The following is a 23,688-nucleotide window of genomic DNA, read 5'->3' as shown; positions in this document are numbered from 1 at the left end:
TCTTTCTAAAAATCAATCTCTTACCGAAAAAAAAGTCAGAAGGCTAAAATTCCGGGTTTCCGAATAGCTAGATTTTTATATCTTGCAGCGATGGAAAATTTCGTCGTTTCGGCAAGAAAATATAGACCAGCTAATTTTAAGAGTGTAGTAGGGCAGCAGCATATCACTACTACGCTTCAGAATGCTATCAAGAATAATCACCTTGCCCAGGCTTTCCTTTTTTGTGGTCCAAGAGGTGTAGGTAAGACTACCTGTGCACGTATCTTGGCCAAAACAATCAACTGTGAAAACCGGGGAGATGATCAGGAAGCTTGTGGCACTTGCGAGTCTTGCGTTTCTTTCCAAAACAACTCTTCCTTCAATATCTATGAACTAGATGCTGCCTCCAACAACTCCGTTGATGATATTCGGAATTTGGTGGATCAGGTGCGCTATGCTCCTCAAAAAGGACAATACAAAGTCTATATCATAGATGAGGTTCACATGCTTTCCAACCAAGCTTTCAATGCCTTTTTGAAGACTTTGGAAGAGCCTCCCAAGTATGCTATTTTCATTTTGGCGACTACGGAAAAGCATAAAATCATTCCTACTATTCTTTCTCGTTGCCAGATTTTTGACTTCAATAGAATTCAGATCAAGCATATCGCTGACCACCTGAAGTATATTGCAGATCAAGAAAAGGTAGAGTATGAGGATGAAGCGCTTCGATTAATTGCAACTAAGGCGGATGGAGCATTGAGAGATGCACTCTCCATCTTTGATTTGATAGTAACCTATTCAGCAGGTCAGAAAGTTACCTATCAGGAAACTATCTCCAACCTTCATATTTTGGACTATGACTACTATTTCAAAGTAGTTGATGCGCTGATTGCTGGAGATATTTCTCAATCCCTATTGATTTTTGATGAAATCCTGAAGAAAGGGTTCGATGGACATAATTTCATCGTCGGACTTTGTGAGCATTTCAGGGATTTATTGGTCGTAAAAGATCAAGTGACTATAGATTTGATTGAGGTGTCTGAAAATGTCAAAGAGAGGTATCTTTCCCAGACTCAGGCAATCAGTCCTTCCTTTTTGCTATCGGCTTTGAATGTTGCCAATCAATGCGATATCCACTATAAGACTAGCAAGAATCAGCGTCTTCATGTGGAATTGGCTTTGATGAAAATGGCTAAATTGCCTCAGGCTTTGAGCTTGGCTGCTGTAGTGGCTGAAGATTCAAAAAAAAAAGCCTAACTAAGGAAGAAAAGCCCGCTCAAGAAGCTCCTCCAGCACCCAAGTTAGGAGCTAAAACCACTCCTGTTCAAAAGACTATTTCCATTCCCACGAGTCTTTCTCAGACTAAAAAGCTTGCCCAAGAGCTTACTCAAAAAGCAGCAGAGACAGAAACTAAATCAAATCAACCTGTTGAGTTCGTTTCAACTACTGAGTCTCTGAAGCCTTTGACTCAGGAGTTGTTGGATCAACACCTTCCACAGATTCTGGACCATTTCCAAAAACAAAAAAAGAATCTAGAATGGGCTATTCTAAACCAGTCTATTCAAGTTCATGAAAAGGGTATTGTGCTGGAGATTACAGGCCATATGCAGGAAGAGATTGCTGAAAAAATGAAGCCGGAACTAATCGGTATTATCCGTCAAGTTGCAGGAGTCGGTCATTTTCGGGTTTCTTTGGAACACAAAGAAGAGATCACAGATCAGAAAAATAAACTGTATACCAATTCGGATAAGTTTAATTTCCTGTTGGAAAAGCATCCTGCGCTGAAAGAATTTACCAAGAAGTTTAATTTGGAAACGGACTTCTAAAAGTCCAGGCTGACCCCAAAGTTGATCAGGTTTTTGAGTTGGACTGCCTGTTTGGATGTGCCATCATCTTGCTTGATCAATACTTTTTCATCATAGATCAAGGCTGTTTCTATCCTCGTAGAAATGTATTTATTTACCTTCATTCGGATGATGGAGTTGAAGTTGACTACCATATTCCCAAATGTCTCATAATTGGAGAATAGGTTGAGGTCAGCCTTCCAGGTGATATTTTCCATCAAGACAAAATCGGTAATTGAAGTATTCAATGACATACCTGCCTCAGCTCTTACATTTTCTCCGGGAGTCACACCAAACGCACCTGCATTACTCAGAGAGTCATTCATCACAATGGTAAAACGGCCTGTGAAGGGTGAAAGGATCATGGATAGCTTACCTTTCTTTTCATAGGTCTTTCGGTAGTTCAAACCCGTGGAGGATTGGACATAGCCTGGTGATAGGAGATCCGAGATCTTTGTCCGTGTATCTCCATCGCCTGAGGTGGCGTATTTAAAACCCGCTAACAACTGGGTGCTCGCATCCAGCTGAGTAGAGAGATATAGTTTCTCTGATAGTTCCCGGCCATAGTTACTGACGAATTTAAATGCATCCGTAGTTTTTCGTGTCTCAAAATTCCGATCATTTTGACGGTTGAAGCCCAAACTGACATTCAGTTGTGTGTCCCAGACTTTCTTATCCTTTTTGTAATTGGCAAAAAGGGAGACGCCTGTGTTCAATGCAAAAGAACTTGCACCCCCTGCAGCCCAGTTACTCAGTGTTACCTGCTGGATGTTCATATTATAGTTACCGCCGGTTTTCCAAAAGATTTCTTTTACGGGTTCTTCAATCAAGACAGAATCACCCAACATCAATAGGGTGTCTCCATTGATCAAGACCGTATCGGGGATAAATTGAAGATCCTGAGCTAGAGCTTTTCCGCTTAGGCAAAGAAATAAAAGTCCAAATAGGAGAAGAAGTGGTTTGCGCATGAAAAAGGGCAAGATCAGGGCTTGTAAATAGTTAATTTCTGACCTACACTGATAATGTTTTGGCTACCGATTCGGTTCCAAGATTTCAGTTGATCTACTGTTACTCCGTATTTTTTACTGATTGCATAGAGTGTCTCTCCAGACGAAACTGTATGCGTTAATTGGCTAGGTTGGGAAGGAGTAGAGGATTGAACAGGAGCAGGTTGGCTTACCTGTGGTTCTACCTTTTGCTGAGTATTGGTATTTTGACTGATTCGCTGATTAGACAAAGATTGCACCTTGACCATAGGAATTTCTTCTCCTCTTTTTCGGTGATCCTGAAGATTTAAGACCATTCCTACTTTCAAGTCTTTATCTCTTCTGATCCTGTTTTTGGCTTTCAAAGAAGAGAGCTTGATTCCATATTTCTGAGAAATGCTCCAAAGTGTTTCGCCTGGCATGACAATGTGAGTCTCCACTTCGGCTTTGGCTTTCTTCTTTTCAGTATAATAATACTCACCAGCTTCTACTCGCTCTCCTTTGTCCAAATCATTCAATCTTCGGAATTTCTTTTCTTTCATTCCGATTTTGTCCGCAAAGCTCCCTTGGGTGGCATTATTGCTTGCTTGCACACCATCTAGTTCATTGACTGTGATTTGATCAGGTTGAGAAGCTTTAGTCGTATTACCAGCGATTCTTGGGAAAGAATTAGCCTGCTTATAAGCTGGATTGCTTTTGTATGAGTTTTGATTCTGAGTAGAAGGCTTTTGTTCTATGACAGCAGGCTTGAATGGAGTATCACCTTCCTGAATATAAACTAGGGAATAACCGCTCCCTGAAGGTACTTTGCCATTTGAGGCCCATTTATTCATTTCTTTCAAATGCTCCGTTGTCACCCCGTATTTTTTTGCTAAAGCAGTTAAAGTAACAGGTCCAGAAACCTTCACTTCTACCAGTCTTTGGTTGTTACTCACCAGTGTGGTATAAGAGTTTTCAAATGCGATTTTGTGAGCTAGGAATTTTTTGAAATACCAATGAGAATTTCGGTCTATGTCGACCACTCGTTTGCCATTGTATCTGGTCCCGAAATAGGCTTTAGCACCTCCTAAACCCATTTGGTAGGAAACCAATGCACACATCCAGTTGTCAAAAGAATTATTGTGCTTTTTCAAATAGAGAGCAGCTCCTCTAGTAGAGTTTACAATGTTCTTTCGATCATCGATTTGGCCATCAACCCGCATGAAAACTTCCTCTGCTGTCCCTTGCTTAAATTGCCAAAAACCAACCGCATTTGAAGTGGAAACGGCATCAGCAATCAATCCACTTTCTTGAATTACCAGGTATTGTAAGTCTAAAGGAACTCCGACGTTATTCAATTCTCTTTCGATAATGGGTCGGTAAAGGTTAAAGCGGTCTTGTTTGACTTTTAGGTAGTTTGGGTTTCTGTAAAGCGCGTCTACATCCAGTTGAATTTCCCGTCTTGCTTGCGGATTGATTCTCACAATCAAATCAGCAAACTCCAACTCTGCAGGCACTTGAGGGATTTGTGCAAGGAGGGAAGATTGGGCTAGAAAGAATGCGAAAAACGTGAAAAATATAACTCTTCGGGAATTCATGCTCAGTAGTTTCGGATGCTTTTTCCACTTTGAGCAAAAATGGTTCCTATTTTAAAATTTTAGAGTTTTCTGGCCATCATTATTCCATCCCGTATCGGAAGAAGGCTGTTTTCTACTCTTGGATCATCCTGAACCATCCGATTGAAATCCAAAATTGCAGCTGTGTCTTTGTCCAATTTTTTTCGACCTTCTGGAAGGACTTTTCCAGACCAAAGGACATTGTCAGCCAGAATGATTCCGCCTGTAGACATCTTGTCAATCACTAAGTCATAGTAGTTGGCATAGTTGATCTTGTCGGCATCTATAAATACCAGATCAAAAGGACCTTCTAGGGTTGGAATGATTTCAAGGGCATTGCCTAGGCGATAATCGATCTGATCGGAAAGTCCAGATTCATCAAAAAATCCTCTCACCATTTTCTCCAGTTCATCATTGATATCCAGGGTGATTAGTTTTCCATTTTCTGCCAATCCTCTAGCCATGCAGAGGCCAGAATAACCCGTATAAGTCCCGATTTCCAAAATGGTTTTTGGTCGAAGCATTTTGACAAAAAGCTCCAATAACTTTCCCTGAAGGTGACCTGAAATCATTCGAGGCATCAGGACTTTTGCCTGAGTTTCTCTGGTAATCTTTTTCAGTAAATCGTCTTCTTGGCTAGTATGGTCCTCGCAATAGGCAAGGAGTGCTGGATCAATGAATTCCATCTTAATTCGGTAGATAAGTTAGATAGCTAAGTTGTTCTGGATCGAAGATCTGTTCAGCGATTTCCAGTACTTCTTCAGCAGTCGTACTTCTTATTTGCTCAAAGATACGCTCTAAAGGGTCGATTTTCCCATGATCTATGAGGCTTTTACCAAAAACCAACATCAATGCGGCGTAGTTTTCTTCCGCCATAGCCATCTGCCCAATTGCTTGTTCTTTTGCCATGTGAAGTTGCATTGTTCCCAGCTTCTTAGTTCTCAATTTGACTAATTCTCGGTGCACCAAGTGCATGGATTTTTTCAAAGTTTTTTCTTCTGTTCCAAAAAATATTCCAAAGAATCCAGTGTCTGAAAAAGGTTGATAGCTAGACTCAATGGAGTAGACGTAGCCATATTTTTCTCTCAATGCGAGATTGAGACGACTATTCATGCTTGGTCCTCCAAGTATGTTGTTTAGCAGAAAAAGTTTGTAGCGATTTTTGTCATGCTGAGAAAAAGCAGGCCTTCCGATCGCACAAAGTGACTGTGTGATGTCTCTTTTGACAATTTTGTTTTGAGGGCTGTAGTCATGAAAACCACTTCTGATATAGAGGGTTTTCTTAGACTGAATTTGGGAAAGTGGTCCTTCAATAGCTTTTAAAGCTTTTGCAAATGAGATATTTCCTGCAATAGAAAAGACGACCTGAGAGGTGTCGAGTCTACTTGAAATGAAATCAAAAAAGTCTTGTTGGCTAAAATTGGAGACAGTCTCCTCTGTCCCTAGAATATTTCGACCCAAAGCATGATTTTCGAAGACCAAAGTGTCCAATTCATCCTGGATGGAATCATCCGGTGAATCTCGATACATGGACATTTCTTCCAAAATGACCTGCCTTTCTTTTTCTATTTCCTTGGTAGGGAAGGTGCTGTTGAAAGTAATATCGAAGAGCAAATCGGCTGCTTTGGAATAATGCTCTTTGAGTACGGAAGCATAAAAACAGATTTTTTCCTTGGTAGTATAGGCATTCAGCTCACCACCAAGAGATTCTAATCTATTGATGATATGGAAGGTTTTGCGCTTTTGAGTACCCTTGAATGCCATGTGTTCCCAAAAATGTGCAAGTCCCTCTTGCTCTTTGGTTTCGTCTCTGCTTCCAATGTTGAGAATAAAGCCACAATGTACCAATCGGGTGTGGGTGACTTCCTGATGGACAATGCGAATGCCGTTTGCAAGCTCTTTTATTTGGTACATGAATTTCTGTTTCAGATGAAGATAGAAAAAATCTACCTTTTAAACTCCGTGCGAATAATGTTAAGTTTGTCGGGATTAATCTAAATGTAAGGCCTTTTGGGGAAGAAAAATTCCCGAAAGTCAATTTGAATCTTTAGTTAAAATCATTTTATGAAATATACTCCACTTCCTGCCTCGCTTTACATAAAAAACAGGGCAAAACTCGCTGCAAAAATGGCCAAAAACTCTGTGGCTATTTTCAATTCCAATGATATCATGCCAACGAATGCAGATGGTACGATGAAATTCAGACAAAACAATGATCTGTTTTATCTCTGCGGCATAGACCAGGAAGAAAGCATTTTACTATTGGCTCCAGATTGTCCAAATCCTTCTATGAGAGAGGTGCTTTTCTTAAGAGAAACCAATGAGCATATCGCAATTTGGGAAGGACATAAATACACAAAGGAAGAAGCGGAGGCTACTTCTGGGATCAAGAATATCCAGTGGTTGGATAAGTTTGATTTGATTTTCAGTACCGTGATGGCATTGTCGGATCGAGTTTATTTGAATACCAATGAACATTTGCGTGCAGGTGTAGTGGTAGAAACCCGTGATGCTCGTTTTATCAAGACTTGCAAAGAGCAATTCCCATTGCACGAGTATGAAAGAGCTGCTCCATTGATGCATGAGTTGAGAGGAGTGAAAGAGCAAGAGGAAATTGACCAGTTGCAAATCGCTTGTGATATCACTGAAAAAGGATTTAGAAGAATTTTGAACTTTGTGAAACCCGGTGTGACCGAGTATGAAATCGAAGCTGAATACCTTCATGAGTTTGTGAGAAACAGAAGCAAAGGCTTTGCTTATGAGCCAATCATCGCTTCTGGAATTTCTGCTTGTGTTTTGCATTATTTGGAAAACAACAAAGCTTGTAATGATGGAGAGTTGCTATTGATGGATGTTGGTGCAGAATACGGGAATTACAATGCAGACATGACCCGTACCATTCCTGTTAGTGGCAAATTCTCGGATCGCCAAAAGGCTGTTTATAATGCTGTACTAAGAGTGCACAAGGAGGCTTCTTCCATGCTAAGACCGGGTGTGACCATTCAGGATTATCATAAAGAGGTGGGATTGATTATGCAATCTGAATTAATCGGGTTGGGACTAATCGATCAGACTGATATTCAAAACCAAGATCCTAATTGGCCGGCCTATAAAAAGTATTTCATGCACGGAACTTCCCATCACTTAGGATTGGATGTACATGACGTAGGAACGATGTATGGACCTATTCAGCCGGGTATGGTATTTACTGTTGAGCCGGGAATCTATATTCCTTACGAAGGTTTTGGAGTAAGATTGGAAAACAACATTGTTGTTCTCGAAGATGGATATTTCGATCTGATGAGAAATATTCCGATCGAGGCAGATGAAATTGAAGATTTGATGAATTCATAAAGAAAAAAGCCCCATTCGGGGCTTTTTTTATGCATGAACTATTTTCATTATGGTTGAAAATGGAATTTGTATTAAAATTGAATCATAAATTGAGATTATGAAAACCTTCTATCCCAAAGATCTAGCTGTACCAGATTTTCATGCTTTGCTCCAAGGAAGTATTGCTCCTCGACCAATTGCTTTTGTGTCAACTATCGATCAAGAAGGAAATGTAAACCTGAGTCCCTTTAGTTTTTTCAACCTTTTCAGTACCAATCCGCCAATTTTGGTTTTTTCTCCTTCCAGAAGAGTTCGGGATAATACCACTAAGCATACTTTAGAAAATGTCAAGGAAGTTCCTGAGGTGGTGATCCACGTGGTCCATTATGGAATGGTTGAGCAAATGTCTTTGGCTAGTACCGAATATGCTAAAGGGGTCAATGAGTTTGAGAAAGCAGGTTTTACTGCAGTGCCTTCCCAAGAAGTAGCACCCCCTAGGGTGAAAGAAGCCAAAGTAGCTTTTGAATGTAAAGTCAATGAAGTGAAACCTCTTGGTGAAACTGGAGGGGCTGGTAATTTGGTAATTTGTGAAGTTCTTGTGGCTCACGTGGATGAGCATATTTTAGATGAAAAAGGAGTAATTGATCCTTACAAAATAGATTTGGTTGCTAGGATGGGGGGAAACTGGTATTCCCGTTCCAATGGTGAAGCACTTTTTGAAATTCCAAAACCTTTGAGAACACTGGGGATTGGGATAGATCAAATTCCAGAAGAAATCAGAAATAGTACGGTATTGACTGGAAATAACTTGGGAAGGTTGGGGAATGTAGAGAGTTTACCGACAAAAGAGGAACTTGAATTGTTTGGTGCCGGAAGGGAGATTCAGGAGATGCGGATCAGATTTCAAAATGATCAGGCAAGCTGGTTGGATCATTTGCATCAGTTCGCCAAAGAAGCACTTGAAGAAGGGGAGGTTGAAAAAGCCTGGAAAATTTTGCTACAAGAAAAGTAAAAAGGAGAATGCCTTAAAATTGAATTTTAATAATTAAGTCACATTGAGTCTTTAATTTTCTTTGAACATTCAAAAAAAGGATATACCAAGTTATTTATGTTTGGCACTTTTGAAAGACCAAAAGTGCCCAAAAGTCTTTTGCCTGAATTGGCTTGAAAATGCCTGCGGACATTTTCTGCCTGATTGAGTCAAACGCTAAAAATCGCCGGATTTCCGAACAAGTTCGGAACTAGCCGATTTTCTTAACGCTTGTTGACCTCAATCAGTCACCAGCCACTTCAAAGCAAATGGACCTAATGAATTCTTGGGTAAAATTTCAGACTTATAGAAAAGATAGCGGCTTTAATTTGAGTCGATAATATCAATTTTAGTCTAGATCCGCCTTCCAGTTTTGGGTGTTAAGAAATCAAAAGTGAGGGTTGCAATTAGGAGGCCTGCCTGCTGCAGGCAGGCTTGTTTGACGAAAATTTTGCTACCACAAACTTCAAGTTTAGAAAAGAGTTTATGCAAAATTGAGGAGTTTGCCGACGTGTGGGGAGGAAATTGATTTTAACCCAAAAATGGACAGCGGTGGTCCCGTACAGCTGTCGGGATTGATCCTTTTTCACCTATAGGAAAAAGGACGGCGAAATTAAATACTAGTGAAGATTGTATTCCAAATAAATAGGGTTGATTTGGAGGTTTTAAACCGAGTCAACCCCTTTTTATAGCATATTATTCTGTTTTAATTGGAAGTTTCCTAACAGATGTACGGGATCTAAATGTATCTATAAAACAAACAATAGGCTTCGACTCCGCTCAACCTTACAAAGAGGCTGAACTTTTCCAATTACTTAATCTTGATATCCATAGGAAGTCTGACCTGAATTCCCTGGTATTTTTTGACTTGTTCGATTTGCTGATACAGTTCATATTGATCACCAAGTTTAGCTTTGATTAATCTGAGCTGAACATTGTTTTCAAAGTCAGACATGAATTCTTCAAACCAAGGCCTGATTGTCGGGTAGAAGATTATACGATAATCATCACCGGCGTCAATTTTTTCTGCTGCAATCTGGATAGCTCTATCCATGCCTCCCAATTCGTCAACAAGTCCTCTTTCTAAGGCTTGATTTCCAGTCCAAACACGGCCGGACGCTACTTCTTTCACTTCTTCAGGACTCATATTTCTTCCTTCAGCTACGCGGCTGATGAAAGTTTCATAGCCTTCCTCGATGGAATTTTGAATGATTCCTCGTTCTACATCCTCCAACTGTCTGGTAGGATTCATAAAATCAGAAAATTCCCCTGTGGAAACCACATCGGTGGTGATACCCAGTTTTTCGTTCAACAATTCTTGAACATTAAACCACATACCGAAAATCCCGATGGAACCTGTAATAGTATTAGGTTGGGCCACAATAGTGCCTGCAGGGCTAGAAATGTAATAACCACCGGAAGCGGCAACTTCACCCATTGAAACAACAACTGGCTTCGTTTCTTGAGCTTTTTTCATCTCTCTCCAAATGACTTCTGAAGCCAAAATCGAACCTCCTGGGGAATTGACACGAAGGACGATAGCCTTGATATCATCGTCTTTTCTGGCTTTTCTGATTTCTTTAGCAAACTTCTCTGAGCTTATTACTCCATCTGCATTTCCGTCCACGATCTCACCTTCGGCAAGGATTACGGCAATTCGATTTTTGGAAGTGATATTTTTGGAACTTGCTAAAGAGCCTAAATCAGTGGCATTGATTGTATGGATGTCTCCATCCTCATCGATTCCTAGTTTCTCTCTTAAAATTGCATGAACCTCATCTTCGTATTTGAGGGAGTTTGCGAGATGGTAGGTAACTGCATCAGCAGCCTTTCTTACCAACATTTGGTCATTGATCAAAGTGATGCTATCCAATGAAATCCCTCGGGATTCAGCAACAGATTTCAACATTTCGTTGTTGATGTCATCCAAGAAAAATTGAGTTTGAAGACGGTTTGCATCACTCATTTTGTCCAAGATAAATGGCTCAACAGCACTTTTGAATTCACCTACTCTGAAGATTTCCGGTTTTACTCCGATTTTTTCAAAAAGACCTTTGAAGAACACAGCGTCAGAGGATAATCCATTAAAATCAATGCCGCCCAAAGGGTTTAAATAAATCTCATCAGCCACAGAAGCTAAGTAATATCCTCCCTCGGTATAGGCCTCATCATAAGCTAGAATGAATTTGCCTGACTCTTTAAAATCCTCGAGTTCTTCTCTCAATTCCAATAAATTGGCTTGGCCAGCCATGATCAAACCTGTATTTAGATAGATCCCTTGGATTTTGTCATTGGATTTGGCTTCACGGATTGCTTTTTTCAGATTCACCAAGCCCGCATTGAATTCTTGACCAAATGGATTGCCAAAACCTCCAAAAGAATAATCCTCCTCTCGAGTTCTTTCGACTAAAGTTCTTCCATTAAGGTTGAGGTGGAGGATTGAGTTGTCATTTAGACTCACTTCTTTTTCTCCTGAAGCGGCTATGATTCCTATCAAGCCAAAAAAGAGGAAAAAGGTGAGGATACAAAAGACAAATAATCCGACTATTACTGCTAGGACGTTTCCTAAGAATTTCATGTTGTATGCTATTAGAATGGCTAAAATAGGCTAAATTGATGAACGATTAAAAATTAATTTTTCAAGTAAAATGCTAAAAGAAGCAGTTTTGATATTGGGGGGCAACCAAGGGGATACCACCAAGCTTTTAGAGTCTGCAAAAAAAATGATCAATACCGAAGATAGGATAATCAAAGAATCGAGTATCTATCTGACGGAAGCATGGGGAGATGCGGCTGACCAAGATTTCTTAAATCAGGTAATTGTGGTAGAAACCGATAAGGATCCCTTAAAGTTTTTGGTGGGCCTTCAAAAAGTAGAGAAAGAATTAGGACGAGTTAGAGAAACAGTCTGGGGAAACAGGACCATGGATATTGATATCCTTTTTTGGGGCAGCGATGTCATTGAGTTGCCTGATTTAAAAGTGCCTCATTTATTTATGGCAGTCCGAAGATTTGTTTTGGTTCCATTGGTAGAAATCATGCCTGATTTTGTTCATCCAGAACTAAATAAGACTTGCCGGGAATTGCTGGAAATGTGTAGGGATCATTCGGAAGTCAAATTATTTAAGCAATAAAAAACCCGCTCGAGGCGGGCTTTTGAGGTATGAATTAAAGTCCTGAGACTTCAGCTTCGCTATGTATCTTTTTGACAAGTCCCTGAAGAACTTTTCCAGGCCCACATTCTACAAATTCTGTAGCGCCATCTTTGACCATATTCTGAACGGACTGAGTCCATTTAACAGGTGCTGTCAATTGTGCAATCAGGTTTGATTTGATTTGATCCACATTAGTAACTGCAGTAGTGCTTACATTTTGGTAAACTGGGCAGCTTGGAGTGTTGAAATTGGTGCTTTCGATCGCTTTTTGAAGCTTCTCTCTAGCTGGCTCCATCAAAGGAGAATGGAAAGCGCCACCAACAGGAAGAGGAAGAGCTCTTTTTGCCCCAGCTTCTTTCATTTTTTCACAAGCGATCTCAATTCCTTTATTAGAACCGGAGATTACCAATTGTCCTGGACAGTTATAATTGGCAGGTACCACGATTTCATCGGCGATGCCAGCGCAAATTTCTTCAACTTTTTCATCAGGTAAACCCAAGATTGCAGCCATGGTGGAAGGGTTGATTTCACAAGCCTCCTGCATCGCCATCGCTCTTTGGTAAACCAATTTTAATCCATCTTCAAATGCCAAGGTGCCATTTGCTACAAGAGCAGAAAACTCTCCTAATGAATGTCCAGCAACCATGTCAGGATTGAAATCAGGAGTTGTTTTTGCCAATACTACCGAATGCAAAAAGATGGCAGGTTGAGTTACTTTGGTCTGTTTCAACTCTTCGGCAGTTCCATCAAACATGATGTCTGTGATTCTGAATCCAAGAACTTCATTAGCCTTTTCGAACAATGCTTTTGCTTCTGGATTTTCTTCGTAAAGAGCTTTTCCCATACCGGGAAACTGGGCCCCTTGGCCCGGGAAAACAAATGCCTTCATGAGTAATTGTTTGGTTGAGCGGCAAATATACAGCTTTTCTATTTTGCCATGTCAATCCATCAAAACATGGGTAAGAAACCTTGCACTTAAATAAAGGGGCTAGGCGATCTCTTTGAAAGGAGAATTGCTAGGGGATAGAAATTTGGCCTGTTCTTCAGGGCTTGGAAGTCTACAGGTATTTTGTTTTCCAAACCATTTATACCTGTTCTTTCCAATCCAATCATAAACTGCGTCTCTCAAACTTTGAGGAAAAAATACCAAGGGGTAAAGTGCTGGCCAAAAGCCAGATAGTTGCTTGGCGATTTTTAAAGCAGCAGTGCTTTTGTAAAATATTTTTCCATTTTCAAGAAGGACAATGGAGTCTAGATAGTCCTCTTTCACATCGAATTGGGAAAGGATTTCTTTACTTGTTTCATCTTGAAGAGCTCCAACCAAGAATCTATCATTTTTGTCCCTTTTGATCATGAAATCAACAGAGGAGTTGCAGAGGTTACATACTCCGTCAAAGAAAACGATGGATTTTGGCTGACTCATCTTAGAATCTGGATAGTTCCTTTCAAGGTCTGCTCCTGTTGTCCAGGATCCAGTACATCAAAATAAACTTTTCCAGAATAAAAATAAGTTCCGGCAGGAAGGTCATTTCCATTTTTGTCTTTCCCATCCCAGTTGATGTAGATGTCGTTTTCAGTTGCCTCAAGGCTATTGTAGTTGAAAACTTCCACTCCCCAACGGTTAACAATTAGGATTTCTACTCCTAAGACAAAACGTGGACATTTTGCAAATGGATTGTCGAAAGAAGAGAAGGTGTCATTCACTCCGTCGCCATTTGGAGTAAAGGCATTTGGCAATTCGTAATTAGGACAATTCTCCACACAAACGATATTGCTAGGCTCACTTTCATTCCCAGAACGATCAATGGCAGTAATGTAATAACAGCCTCTGTATGTGGTCAATTCCGAAATTCGAGTAGCAAGCTCCAAAGAGGAAAGCTCTGCAATCAATTCGAATGTACTTTCCTCACCATCATTGGTGTAGTATAACTTATAGCCTGAAAGTTCGTCATCGCATTCTCCTGAAAAATCAGGAGTCCAGCTCAAATCATGATAATAGGTGTTGATATTACAGGATTGTTCAGCAGTGTAAACCGAACATTCTGGTCCTTCAAATGTCAAAACAGGTGGACATGGTAACCTATTGTCATCAGGCTTGGCACAAGTTATCTGGGATTTGTTTTCCAATGGATAAACTAAACCATCTACATTGTAAGCACCTTTGGTGATCACGTAGTAGCAGTATTCTGTTTCTTTTCCAAGAGGTACATTATTGAAGCTTCCATCATCCAAGAATGTAAATCCTGCTGAAGTAACATCAACCTCTGCTATCAACTCAAAGGTGTCGGCATCTTCTGCATTTGCATCCGTACGATTTCTGTAAACTTCATGCTTAAACTCACTGATAGAATTGTTCCAAGGTACAGTGAATTCCCAATTCAATTCAATAGCTTCATTGATAATCGTTGGTTCTAGCCAAACCGAGGAAGCCGAAGAAGAAGTGTCAATTCTGGTCCCTTGATCCAAAAGTACAACCCTGTAATTATAAACTTCATTTTGGGTATTCAATCCAGTATCGGTGTACAATGTGTCCGATGTAACTCCCAATGAAACTCTGCCTTGATTTCCTGTAAAACCGTTACTTCTTAACAGTTCATAGCTGTAAGGTCCAGGGTATTGTGTTTTATCAATGTCGTAAGGAGGTGTCCATTTGATAAAAATTTCTCCTTCTGTGGCATCAGTTTCTTCAACACTGACATTGGTGATAATCGGAACATCTACGTCAATAGTGATGCATATCTCTTCAGAAACAATACTCTCGCCGAGTCTTGGAGCTGGATAAGCAGCAACTAATCTATAACAATAGGTGTTTCCAGGAGCCAAACCTTCTCCATCATTCAGATCTGTGAAAGAGAAAGTCTCCATATTGGTGGTGCCTACCAGTTCATATCCAGGACGGATTCCTGTTTCACAGCTGTCTGGTTCGTAAGGATCTGAATTAATTCTCCTCCAGATTTGCATTTCTTCTGCCGAATTGGCGCATGCATACGGATCCCAATTCAATTCAACAGTTCTTCCTGATTGCTGCTCGATGTCTGACCAAACTGGCGGAGGGCCAACTACTTTGATTCTCCAAGTTTTGATGTCTACCAATGCAGGTCCTGATCTAGGTTGATCCGTGATTCTAACCCTTACGTCATATTCCCTAGCTCTGACATGGCCACATACAGTTTGCCAGGTGAAATCCACAATGCCAGGTGAAGGTTGGAAAGTAGCCTCAGGGTCATAGCTGCCCGGAGAAGTGGTGATTTCGATTGGCTCTCCGAAAATTTCAATCTTTATTGGGTCACCATCTGGGTCCTCTCCTTGGATAATTTCCTCAATCAAAGTGCCCGCTTCCACGCAAATATCAGGAGGTAAAATCAATTCGGGTCGTCGGTTGTTTGAGTTTTCGATAATGATCTGCATATCTCTAACGACGAAGCCTATTTGAATCCATTCACCGTTGATTTTCCGCCACTCTATAATTTTAAATGCTACGTTAAACTGACCGGCTGTGCCTGGAGCATCCCAAATTAAGTCTCCATAAATCGGGTCTAATTCCAAGAAGGCCGGAGTAGCACCACTTTGCTGATTGAAGCTGAATTCAGCAGAAGCTGGGCTTCTGTAGTTATTTACAGGTCTTTGGAAATTCTGAAGTGGGATTGTCATTTCATAGGACAAGCTATCTCCATCTGGATCATAAGCACCTGGGTTGTGGATATAAGTGGAATTAACTGCTCCATTGTCCACTGGAGGGATAGTTAATACCGGAGAGTTATTCACTCCTATGAATGGGTCAATAGTAATCTGGGTTTCAACATAAAAAGGAGTATCCACAGAATTATCCATGTTCAGGGTCAAATCATTTCTGTTGAATTCCTGAAAACGGATGGTATATGTGCCAGGCCCCTGAAAAGTGTGTGTGATGACAAATGTGTTTTTTTCAATTTGGTTTCCGAGGCTCTCAACAAGAGCGAAGTCATTTTCAGTATTCAATTGGACCTCTCTGCCATCTCCAAAATTGATGATCCCCGGACCGAATACTACATTGGAACGAGTATCGGTATAGCCAACTACTGTGATTTTGTATTCTAGTGTTTGAACATTGACCCGTTCGGCTATGATTTCACCCGCTCGAATGTGGGTTGCCCAAGCATATGAAAGCCCAAGAATGAGGTAAGAGAAAAAAAGTCCTAGCGAAAGTTTGAGCTTCATGTTGTTGCCTATTGGTTCCTGTTTTTTGCAAACACTTGACAAGACGTAATGTTCTGCTAAAGTGTTAACAATTGCTAATGATCTACCTATACGAAATAAATGGAAGTAAGTAGAAAATCACCGCAAAATCAAACAATAAAATTAAACTAATTGTTGAAATGTGAAATTTAAGGCTGTTTTGGTCTTTTGGTGCGCTCTTTTATTTAGAACCTTTTAAAATAAGAAAGGACCTGAAGAATGGATTGTTTGCTAGCTGTTCCACAGTTAAATTTGGCAGCAGTATAATAAGACATTCGTTTTAAAATTAATCCTAAAATCGTATGAGTTGGGTTACAAAAACCTTTAGTAGCACTCTGGGAAGGAAGCTGATCATGGCATTGACTGGCTTATTCCTGATCCTGTTTTTGACAGGTCACGTATCGGGCAACATGTTGCTTTTCAAGGGAGATGGAGGAGAGGCATTTAATATTTATGCCAAATTCATGACCACCAATCCTGCAGTTAAGATCTTGTCCTACTTGACCTATATTTCCGTGATTGGCCACGTGATTTATTCAATCATGTTGACTAGCAAAAACAAATCTGCAAGACCTATCGGGTATGCAGAGTCCAAAGCATCTACCAATTCTACCATGGCTTCCAGAAATATGGGAGTTCTTGGTACCATTATTTTGATCTTTTTGGTAGTTCACCTTCAAGGTTTTTGGTATCAAATGCACTGGGGAGATCTTCCAGTTGTGGAGTATGACGGAGAATCTTACAAAGATCTTTTCTCTATTGTCACTTTCGCATTTCAAAATGAGTTGATCGTTGCTGGGTATGTAATCGCTATGGGCTTTTTGGCTTTCCACTTATCTCACGGATTTGCAAGTGCATTCCAGACTTTGGGATTAAATCATGTCAAATATTCTCCAGCTATCGCAGCTGTCGGAAAAATTTACGCAGTGGTTGTGCCGATTTTATTCGCATTGATGCCACTTTATATCTATTTCACTAGCTAATCGATTTCCCGTATGATACTAGATTCTAAGATTCCTGCTGGTCCATTAGCCGAAAAGTGGACAAAGCATAAGTTTACAAGTAAGCTGGTCAACCCAGCAAACAAAAGAAAATATGAGGTCATCGTTGTGGGTACAGGTTTGGCAGGTGCTTCTGCAGCCGCTTCTTTGGCAGAGTTGGGTTACAATGTAAAAGCATTCTGCTTTCAGGATAGCCCACGTAGAGCTCACTCCATCGCTGCACAAGGTGGAATCAATGCCGCCAAAAACTATCAAAATGATGGTGACTCAGTTTATAGACTTTTCTACGATACTATCAAAGGTGGTGACTACAGAGCTCGCGAAGCGAATGTCTACCGTCTAGCTGAGGTATCTGTAAATATCATTGACCAGTGTGTTGCTCAAGGTGTTCCTTTTGCACGTGAATATGGTGGATTGCTAGCCAACCGATCTTTCGGTGGTGCTCAGGTATCCAGAACATTCTATGCTAGGGGCCAAACTGGACAGCAGTTGCTTTTAGGTGCATATTCAGCATTGAGCCGTCAGGTGGCGAATGGAAAGGTGAAACTATATCCTCGTACAGAAATGATGGATGTGGTGACAGTGGATGGACATGCTCAAGGTATTGTGACCAGAAACTTGATCACTGGAGCTATCGAAACCCATGCAGCTCATGCGGTTCTTTTGTGTACTGGTGGATATGGTAACGTATTCTTCCTTTCTACCAACGCTATGGGATCCAATGTGACTGCAGCTTGGAGAGCACATAAAAAAGGCGCTCACTTCGCTAACCCATGTTATACGCAGATTCACCCTACTTGTATTCCTGTTTCAGGTGATCATCAGTCTAAGTTGACTTTGATGTCTGAATCTTTGAGAAATGACGGTAGAGTTTGGGTTCCTAAGACTGTGGCCATGGCTGAGAAGCTTAGAAAAGGCGAAATCAGACCTAGAGATATTCAGGAAGAAGACAGAGATTACTATTTGGAAAGAAAGTATCCTTCCTTCGGTAACTTGGTGCCTCGTGACGTTGCTTCTAGAAACGCAAAATATGTTTGTGATGAAGGACGTGGTGTAAATGAAACTGGTGAGGCTGTATTCTTGGATTTTAGAGACGCTATCAATAGAGACAGTGAAGCTACTATCCGAGCAAGATATGGTAACTTGTTTGATATGTATCAGCAGATTACCGGTGAGAATCCTTACCAAACTCCAATGAAAATTTATCCTGCGGTTCACTATACAATGGGTGGACTTTGGGTTGATTATAACTTGATGACTTCCGTTCCTGGACTTTATGCATTGGGAGAGGCAAACTTCTCAGATCATGGAGCAAACAGATTGGGAGCTTCTGCTTTGATGCAAGGTTTGGCTGACGGATACTTCGTGATTCCTTACACTTTGGGAGATTATTTGGCAGGTTTGGGTACCAAGCCGGTTGATACCAATCACCCTGAGTTTGAAAAAGCTGTGAAGGGAGTGAAAGACAAGATCAGCAAATTGTTGGGTATCAAGGGGACCAAGTCTGTAGATTATTTCCATAAGAAACTTGGAAAGATCATGTGGAATGACTGCGGTATGGCTAGAACTGCTGAAGGCTTGACTCGTGCTAAAGCTGAGATCAAGGCCTTGAGAGCTGAGTTCTGGAAAGATGTAAAAGTCTTGGGTGAAAATGAAGAATTGAACCAATCATTGGAAAAAGCTCACAGAGTAGCTGACTTCCTAGAATTGGGTGAATTGATGGTAGATGATGCTTTGAATAGAAATGAATCTTGTGGAGGTCACTTCAGGGAGGAATATCAAACTCCAGAAGGAGAGGCATTGAGAGATGATGAAAACTTCGCCTATGTAGCGGCTTGGAAATACCAGGGAGATGAACAAGAGGAACTTCTTGAGAAAGAACCTTTGGTATTTGAAAATGTGAAATTAACCCAGCGTTCGTACAAATAATCAAGACAAAAATTCATAGTACTATGAAATTGACATTAAAAGTTTGGAGACAGAAAAACAACGCTGATAAAGGTGGGTTTGTCTCCTATCCATTAGATGGGATTTCCACTGACATGTCCTTTTTGGAAATGTTGGACGTCCTTAATGAAGAATTGACAGAAAAAGGAGAAGATCCAGTTCACTTTGATCACGACTGTAGAGAAGGGATCTGTGGAATGTGTTCTCTATATATCAATGGAAAGCCTCATGGCCCTCAGCAGACTACTACTTGTCAGCTGCACATGAGATCTTTTAATGATGGCGACACCATTACTATCGAGCCTTGGAGAGCTGCAGCTTTCCCTGTGGTGAAGGATTTGGTTGTTGACCGTTCTGCATTTGATAGAATCATCCAGTCTGGAGGTTACGTTTCTGTGAATACAGGTGGTGTTCCTGACGCTAACGAGATTCCTATTCCAAAAACTATCGCAGACGAAGCATTTGATGCAGCTACTTGTATCGGTTGTGGAGCTTGTGTAGCAGCATGTAAAAATGCCTCCGCTATGCTCTTTACTTCAGCTAAGATTTCCCAGTTGGCAATGTTGCCTCAGGGAAAAGTGGAAAGAAAAGCTAGAGCTGAGAAGATGATTGCTCAGATGGATGCAGAAGGATTTGGAGCTTGTACCAATACAGGCGCTTGTTCTGCCGAATGTCCGAAGGGAATCTCTTTGACAAACATTGCCAGAATGAACCGAGAGTATTTCTCTGCTGTGTTGAGCAGCGAGAATGTTTAAGTTTAAGATTGATTAGATAGAAAGCCGGAGAGATCCGGCTTTTTTGTTTTTGTACTATTCTATATCAAAATTGCACTGAAAGAATGAATTTCAGATAAAAACCCAATAAAATTTCAAAATTGAGCCTATTTGCTTACCTTTGAAAAATTATATTTTAAAATAATTTGATACAAATCCAAAAACATAATGCATTTTATAGATCTTCTGATCTTCCTGATTTACATGCTGGCCATGCTCGGTGTGGGTTATTTTTTCATGAAAAAGAATACAGGACACGAGGACTATTATGTTGGAGGCCGGAGTATAGGTAGCATTCACATCGGGCTATCAGTGGTAGCTACAGATGTAGGTGGTGGATTCTCCATCGGGCTGGGTGGACTAGGATTTGCGATGGGGCTTTCAGGTTCCTGGATGTTATTCACTGGATTATTGGGAGCTTGGATTGCAGCAGTCATCTTAATCCCTAGAGTCAAATCGGACCCAGCTTTTGCAAACTTTTTCACTTTCCCCCAAATCGTAGGCTACCTCTACAATTCCACTACTGCCCGCGTAGCTGCCATCATCTGTTTTTTGGGATATTTGGGATTTACCTCCTCCCAGCTTTTAGCAGGAGCCAAATTAGCTTCTGGAACATTCGAAGCCTTAGATTTACAAACTGCTTTACTGATCATGGGAGCCATCGCTGTAGTGTATACGGTGATGGGTGGATTGAAAGCTGTGATCTATACCGATACCATCCAATGGATTATTCTGATGTTGGGCTTGATGTTTATCGGAATCCCAATGTCCTATAATTATGTAGGTGGATGGGAAGGCGTGAAGTCTACACTGCCTGAGGAATTCTTCTCTTTTTCAAACCTTAGCTGGCAAGATTTGTTTAACTGGGGGATTACTATCATCCCAATTTGGTTTGTAGGCATGACCTTGTATCAGCGAATATTTGCCGCAAGGGACGTAAAGACTGCTAAAAGGGCCTGGTTTATTGCGGGCCTGTTCGAGTGGCCAATAATGGCATTGATGGGAGTTACATTGGGGCTTTTATCTCGAGTAGCAGTCGAACAAGGTGCTCTGGAAGGTTTTACCGCAAGCATGGACCCTGAAATGGGACTTCCTGTTTTGTTGAGTCAGATATTGCCAGCGGGGATTTTGGGCCTGATGATGTCAGCTTATTTCTCAGCGGTTTTGTCAACAGCCGATTCTTGTTTGATGGCAGCTTCTGGAAATTTGACAACAGATCTTCTTGGTAAGTTCTTCAAAGGGAAACCTCATGATCAAGAAATTAGAATCTCCCAAGTCCTAACATTGCTAATTGGGATTGTCGCAATTCTGATAGCCTGGCAAATGACGGAAGTACTCAGTTTGATGCTATATTCCTATGCTTTCATGGTTTCAGGATTGCTGGTTCCGGTGGTAGCCGGCTTGTTTTTTGGGAAAAATAATTCCAGAGCCGCTGTTTGCTCCATGATAGTTGGGGGAACTCTCACGGCTTCTTTGACCTTTTTAAAGGTGAATCTTCCATTTGGACTTGATGCAAACCTTTTTGGATTGACAGCTTCCTTATTAACCTATATAATCGTATATCAAATAGATAAAACCCTCACCCCTAGTAATAAAAGAATATGATAAAATTAGAATCACTTTCAGCAATAGATAATGCCACATTTCTTCAAAAGAATGAGATCGCCGATTTCCTTTTTGAGCATTTAGGGAAATATGGAGATCCAAAAGATGATATCATGAAGTGCCTAGACTATGCTTTGGACCAAGGTCTTCAAGCAGGTGGCTTTGTGGTGTTGGCTCGAGAAAATGGAAAAATTGTAGGCGCATTAGTCATGAACAAAACCGGTATGTCTGGGTATATTCCTGAGAATATTCTAGTCTACATCGCTGTAGATGCTTCCCAAAGAGGAAAAGGCATTGGAGGAAAAATCATGAATTTGGCCATCAAAATGGCGAATGGAGCAGTAGCACTTCATGTCGAACCAGATAATCCTGCTAAAAAATTATATGAACGATTGGGCTTTACCAACAAATATCTCGAAATGAGATTGACCAAATAAAATGGCACACCTGACATTAAATAAAACCAAACTCAAGGATAATTTTGAATTCCTCAAGAAGACCTTCAATGATTCTAGTGTCGCTTGGGGAGTGGTATCGAAATTACTTTGTGGTAATAGACTTTTTCTTCAGGAATTGATCAACCTGGGAGTAGATGAGATTCATGATAGCCGAATCAGTAATTTGGCTATGGTGAAAAAATTAAATCAGGAGGTTCAAACTGTTTATATCAAACCAGTTTCAAAGAAGAATGTGGGCAAAATGATTGAGTTTGCTGACGTGAGTTTGAATAGTGAATTGGAGACTATTCATTGGATTAGCGAAGAGGCAGTTTTGCAGAATAAAAAGCATAAAATCATCATCATGGTCGAAACCGGAGACCTCCGTGAGGGAGTCATGGGTGAGCATTTACTTGATTTTTATTCTGATGTTTTCAAGCTTCCCAATATTGAAATCATCGGATTGGGGACTAACTTGAATTGTTTGAACGGTGTTATGCCATCCACTGACAAATTGATTCAACTTTCTTTGTATAAGCAGATTATCGAACTGAAGTTCAATAAAAAGATTCCTTGGGTTTCTGCTGGGACGTCTGTGACCATTCCTTTGATGTTGACACATCAATTACCCAAAGGGATTAACCATTTTAGAGTAGGAGAGACTTTGTTTTTTGGAGTAGATCTTTTCGAGGAAAAAGTGATTGAAGGAATGCATGGGGATGTTTTTGAGCTTCATACTGAGATCATCGAGATGCAAGAAAAGCCTTTGCTTCCTGTCGGAAATTTGGCTGCAAATCCACAAGGTGAGGTTGCTGAAATAGATGAAAGCCTTTATGGACAGACATCCTATCGTGCTATTGTAGATGTAGGATTGTTGGATGTGGATCCTAAATATTTGGCGCCAACTGATGAAACCATTGAGGTCTTGGGAGCCAGTTCTGATATGTTGATTATGAATTTGGGGAAAAACCCAAATGAATATAAAGTGGGGGATGTGTTGACTTTTGACCTCAAATATATGGGGGCTCTTTCCCTATTAAACTCTAATTACATCGACAAAACAGTCATTTCTTCCTAAAAACTGCGATTTCTGTCACTGGCATTGGTTTTGGCCATTAGAGGGCGAACCAATATTATTTACAGATGAAAAGAATTGTTTTGTCTTTATCTATGCTGCTTTTGGTGACATTTGCAGTCAATGCGCAATCAAGTTTAGGTATCCGTGGAGGGGGGAGCTTCTTCAATTTCGGTGGAGAAGATGCCCGAGAGAATGATTATATCAACCGAGCAGGTTTTCATGCGGGTCTCTATGCAAGTTTTAATGGGGGAGGAGCTGTTGCTGTGGAGCCAGGTGTTTACTATTCAGTGAAAGGTACTCAAGCTGACAATGCGATTAATTCAAGAGCTATTTTGAATTATGTGGATGTGCCCTTGTTGTTTAGATTGAAAGCTGGCGATGGGTTCAATGTTTTTGCAGGACCTCAGTTATCTTTCTTGGCTAATTCCAAATTTGAAGGTGATTTGGGAGATTCTACTTTCTCATTTGAAACCGAAAATGTCAGAAATACGGATGTGGGAATCGTTGTAGGTCTGGGGTATAATTTGCCACATGGGCTGAATATTCAGGGATCTTATGACTATGGTATGACTACTGTTTTCAAAGACTCCGACGCTGATATATACAATCGAGGATTTAAACTTTCTCTAGGTTATACCTTTTAAGCGTTTGGAAAGAGAGAAAAATAAAAAGGGCGTCCATTGGATCGCCCTTTTTGTGTGAATTAAGAA

The 23,688-nt window shown here is 40.6% G+C and carries 20 protein-coding genes; 12 read left to right on the top strand and 8 right to left on the bottom strand.

What is annotated here, in order from left to right:
- The first annotated feature begins 90 nt into the window (after positions 1-90).
- Complete coding sequence (locus tag BUF13_RS13725; protein ID WP_073572359.1) at positions 91-1,236, top strand: DNA polymerase III subunit gamma/tau; 1,146 nt, start codon at positions 91-93, stop codon at positions 1,234-1,236.
- A gap of 206 nt (positions 1,237-1,442) precedes the next feature.
- Positions 1,443-1,805 (top strand): hypothetical protein, encoded by a 363-nt coding sequence (locus BUF13_RS13720; RefSeq protein WP_134204472.1) that lies wholly within the window; start codon positions 1,443-1,445, stop codon positions 1,803-1,805.
- Here the strand turns inward: BUF13_RS13720 and BUF13_RS13715 are convergent.
- From BUF13_RS13715 to BUF13_RS13700, 4 genes are read right to left on the bottom strand one after another with little or no spacing between them, the layout of a single operon-like run.
- A complete protein-coding gene (locus BUF13_RS13715; RefSeq protein ID WP_073572357.1) occupies positions 1,802-2,791 on the bottom strand; it encodes a DUF3078 domain-containing protein in 990 nt (329 codons plus the stop codon). The two genes, BUF13_RS13720 and BUF13_RS13715, sit on opposite strands and share 4 nt — an antisense overlap.
- A 14-nt stretch (positions 2,792-2,805) precedes the next feature.
- The gene (locus tag BUF13_RS13710) at positions 2,806-4,386 is read right to left on the bottom strand and encodes a LysM peptidoglycan-binding domain-containing protein (RefSeq protein ID WP_073572356.1); all 1,581 of its coding nucleotides are present in this window, start codon (positions 4,384-4,386) and stop codon (positions 2,806-2,808) included.
- Between the two features lie 59 nt (positions 4,387-4,445).
- The gene (locus BUF13_RS13705) at positions 4,446-5,090 is read right to left on the bottom strand and encodes an O-methyltransferase (RefSeq protein ID WP_073572355.1); all 645 of its coding nucleotides are present in this window, start codon (positions 5,088-5,090) and stop codon (positions 4,446-4,448) included.
- Between the two features lies 1 nt (position 5,091).
- Positions 5,092-6,318, bottom strand: a complete 1,227-nt coding sequence (locus BUF13_RS13700) for a M16 family metallopeptidase (RefSeq protein ID WP_073572354.1) — start codon at positions 6,316-6,318, stop codon at positions 5,092-5,094.
- Between the two features lie 150 nt (positions 6,319-6,468).
- Between BUF13_RS13700 and BUF13_RS13695 the strand changes: the two genes are divergently transcribed.
- Both BUF13_RS13695 and BUF13_RS13690 read left to right on the top strand, forming a co-directional pair.
- Positions 6,469-7,758 carry an aminopeptidase P family protein gene (locus BUF13_RS13695; protein ID WP_073572353.1) on the top strand — a complete coding sequence of 430 codons (1,290 nt, stop codon included), beginning with the start codon at positions 6,469-6,471 and terminating at the stop codon, positions 7,756-7,758.
- A 97-nt stretch (positions 7,759-7,855) separates the two neighbouring features.
- Positions 7,856-8,749: a flavin reductase family protein gene (locus BUF13_RS13690; RefSeq protein ID WP_073572352.1), complete on the top strand. Its 894-nt coding sequence runs from the start codon at positions 7,856-7,858 to the stop codon at positions 8,747-8,749.
- Positions 8,750-9,578: 829 nt separating this feature from the next.
- Here the strand turns inward: BUF13_RS13690 and sppA are convergent.
- A complete protein-coding gene (sppA, locus tag BUF13_RS13685; RefSeq protein ID WP_073572351.1) occupies positions 9,579-11,345 on the bottom strand; it encodes a signal peptide peptidase SppA in 1,767 nt (588 codons plus the stop codon).
- Between the two features lie 70 nt (positions 11,346-11,415).
- Here sppA and folK point away from each other — a divergent pair, with 70 nt between their 5' ends.
- On the top strand, positions 11,416-11,901 hold the full coding sequence (folK, locus tag BUF13_RS13680) for a 2-amino-4-hydroxy-6-hydroxymethyldihydropteridine diphosphokinase (protein WP_073572350.1): 486 nt from the start codon (positions 11,416-11,418) through the stop codon (positions 11,899-11,901).
- 34 nt (positions 11,902-11,935) lie between these two features.
- Here the strand turns inward: folK and fabD are convergent, their stop codons facing one another.
- The 3 genes from fabD to BUF13_RS13665 all read right to left on the bottom strand — a co-directional run bounded on the left by fabD (position 11,936) and on the right by BUF13_RS13665 (position 16,119).
- Complete coding sequence (gene fabD, locus BUF13_RS13675) at positions 11,936-12,811, bottom strand: ACP S-malonyltransferase (protein WP_073572349.1); 876 nt, start codon at positions 12,809-12,811, stop codon at positions 11,936-11,938.
- Positions 12,812-12,910: 99 nt separating this feature from the next.
- A complete protein-coding gene (locus tag BUF13_RS13670) occupies positions 12,911-13,345 on the bottom strand; it encodes a thiol-disulfide oxidoreductase DCC family protein (protein WP_073572348.1) in 435 nt (144 codons plus the stop codon).
- Positions 13,342-16,119 carry a T9SS type B sorting domain-containing protein gene (locus BUF13_RS13665; protein ID WP_073572347.1) on the bottom strand — a complete coding sequence of 926 codons (2,778 nt, stop codon included), beginning with the start codon at positions 16,117-16,119 and terminating at the stop codon, positions 13,342-13,344. The genes BUF13_RS13670 and BUF13_RS13665 overlap by 4 nt, the downstream gene beginning before the upstream one ends.
- 320 nt (positions 16,120-16,439) lie before the next feature.
- Here BUF13_RS13665 and BUF13_RS13660 point away from each other — a divergent pair, with 320 nt between their 5' ends.
- From BUF13_RS13660 to BUF13_RS13630, 7 genes are all read left to right on the top strand, one after another.
- A complete protein-coding gene (locus BUF13_RS13660; RefSeq protein WP_073572346.1) occupies positions 16,440-17,120 on the top strand; it encodes a succinate dehydrogenase cytochrome b subunit in 681 nt (226 codons plus the stop codon).
- 12 nt (positions 17,121-17,132) lie between these two features.
- The gene (locus tag BUF13_RS13655) at positions 17,133-19,067 is read left to right on the top strand and encodes a fumarate reductase/succinate dehydrogenase flavoprotein subunit (protein WP_073572345.1); all 1,935 of its coding nucleotides are present in this window, start codon (positions 17,133-17,135) and stop codon (positions 19,065-19,067) included.
- 23 nt (positions 19,068-19,090) lie between these two features.
- On the top strand, positions 19,091-19,840 hold the full coding sequence (locus BUF13_RS13650; RefSeq protein WP_073572344.1) for a succinate dehydrogenase/fumarate reductase iron-sulfur subunit: 750 nt from the start codon (positions 19,091-19,093) through the stop codon (positions 19,838-19,840).
- A gap of 186 nt (positions 19,841-20,026) precedes the next feature.
- The gene (locus tag BUF13_RS13645) at positions 20,027-21,463 is read left to right on the top strand and encodes a sodium:solute symporter family protein (RefSeq protein WP_073572343.1); all 1,437 of its coding nucleotides are present in this window, start codon (positions 20,027-20,029) and stop codon (positions 21,461-21,463) included.
- The gene (locus BUF13_RS13640; protein ID WP_073572342.1) at positions 21,460-21,900 is read left to right on the top strand and encodes a GNAT family N-acetyltransferase; all 441 of its coding nucleotides are present in this window, start codon (positions 21,460-21,462) and stop codon (positions 21,898-21,900) included. Before BUF13_RS13645 ends, BUF13_RS13640 begins: the two co-directional genes overlap by 4 nt.
- Position 21,901: 1 nt before the next feature.
- Positions 21,902-22,978 (top strand): alanine racemase, encoded by a 1,077-nt coding sequence (locus BUF13_RS13635; protein WP_073572341.1) that lies wholly within the window; start codon positions 21,902-21,904, stop codon positions 22,976-22,978.
- Between the two features lie 65 nt (positions 22,979-23,043).
- A complete protein-coding gene (locus BUF13_RS13630) occupies positions 23,044-23,622 on the top strand; it encodes a porin family protein (RefSeq protein WP_073572340.1) in 579 nt (192 codons plus the stop codon).
- The last annotated feature ends 66 nt before the right edge of the window (positions 23,623-23,688 follow it).

This window comes from Algoriphagus zhangzhouensis (assembly GCF_900148515.1).
Classification (GTDB): Bacteria; Bacteroidota; Bacteroidia; order Cytophagales; family Cyclobacteriaceae; genus Algoriphagus; species Algoriphagus zhangzhouensis.
The sequence above is the reverse complement of the archived record's forward strand: the minus strand, read 5'-3'. Positions and strand labels throughout refer to the sequence as shown.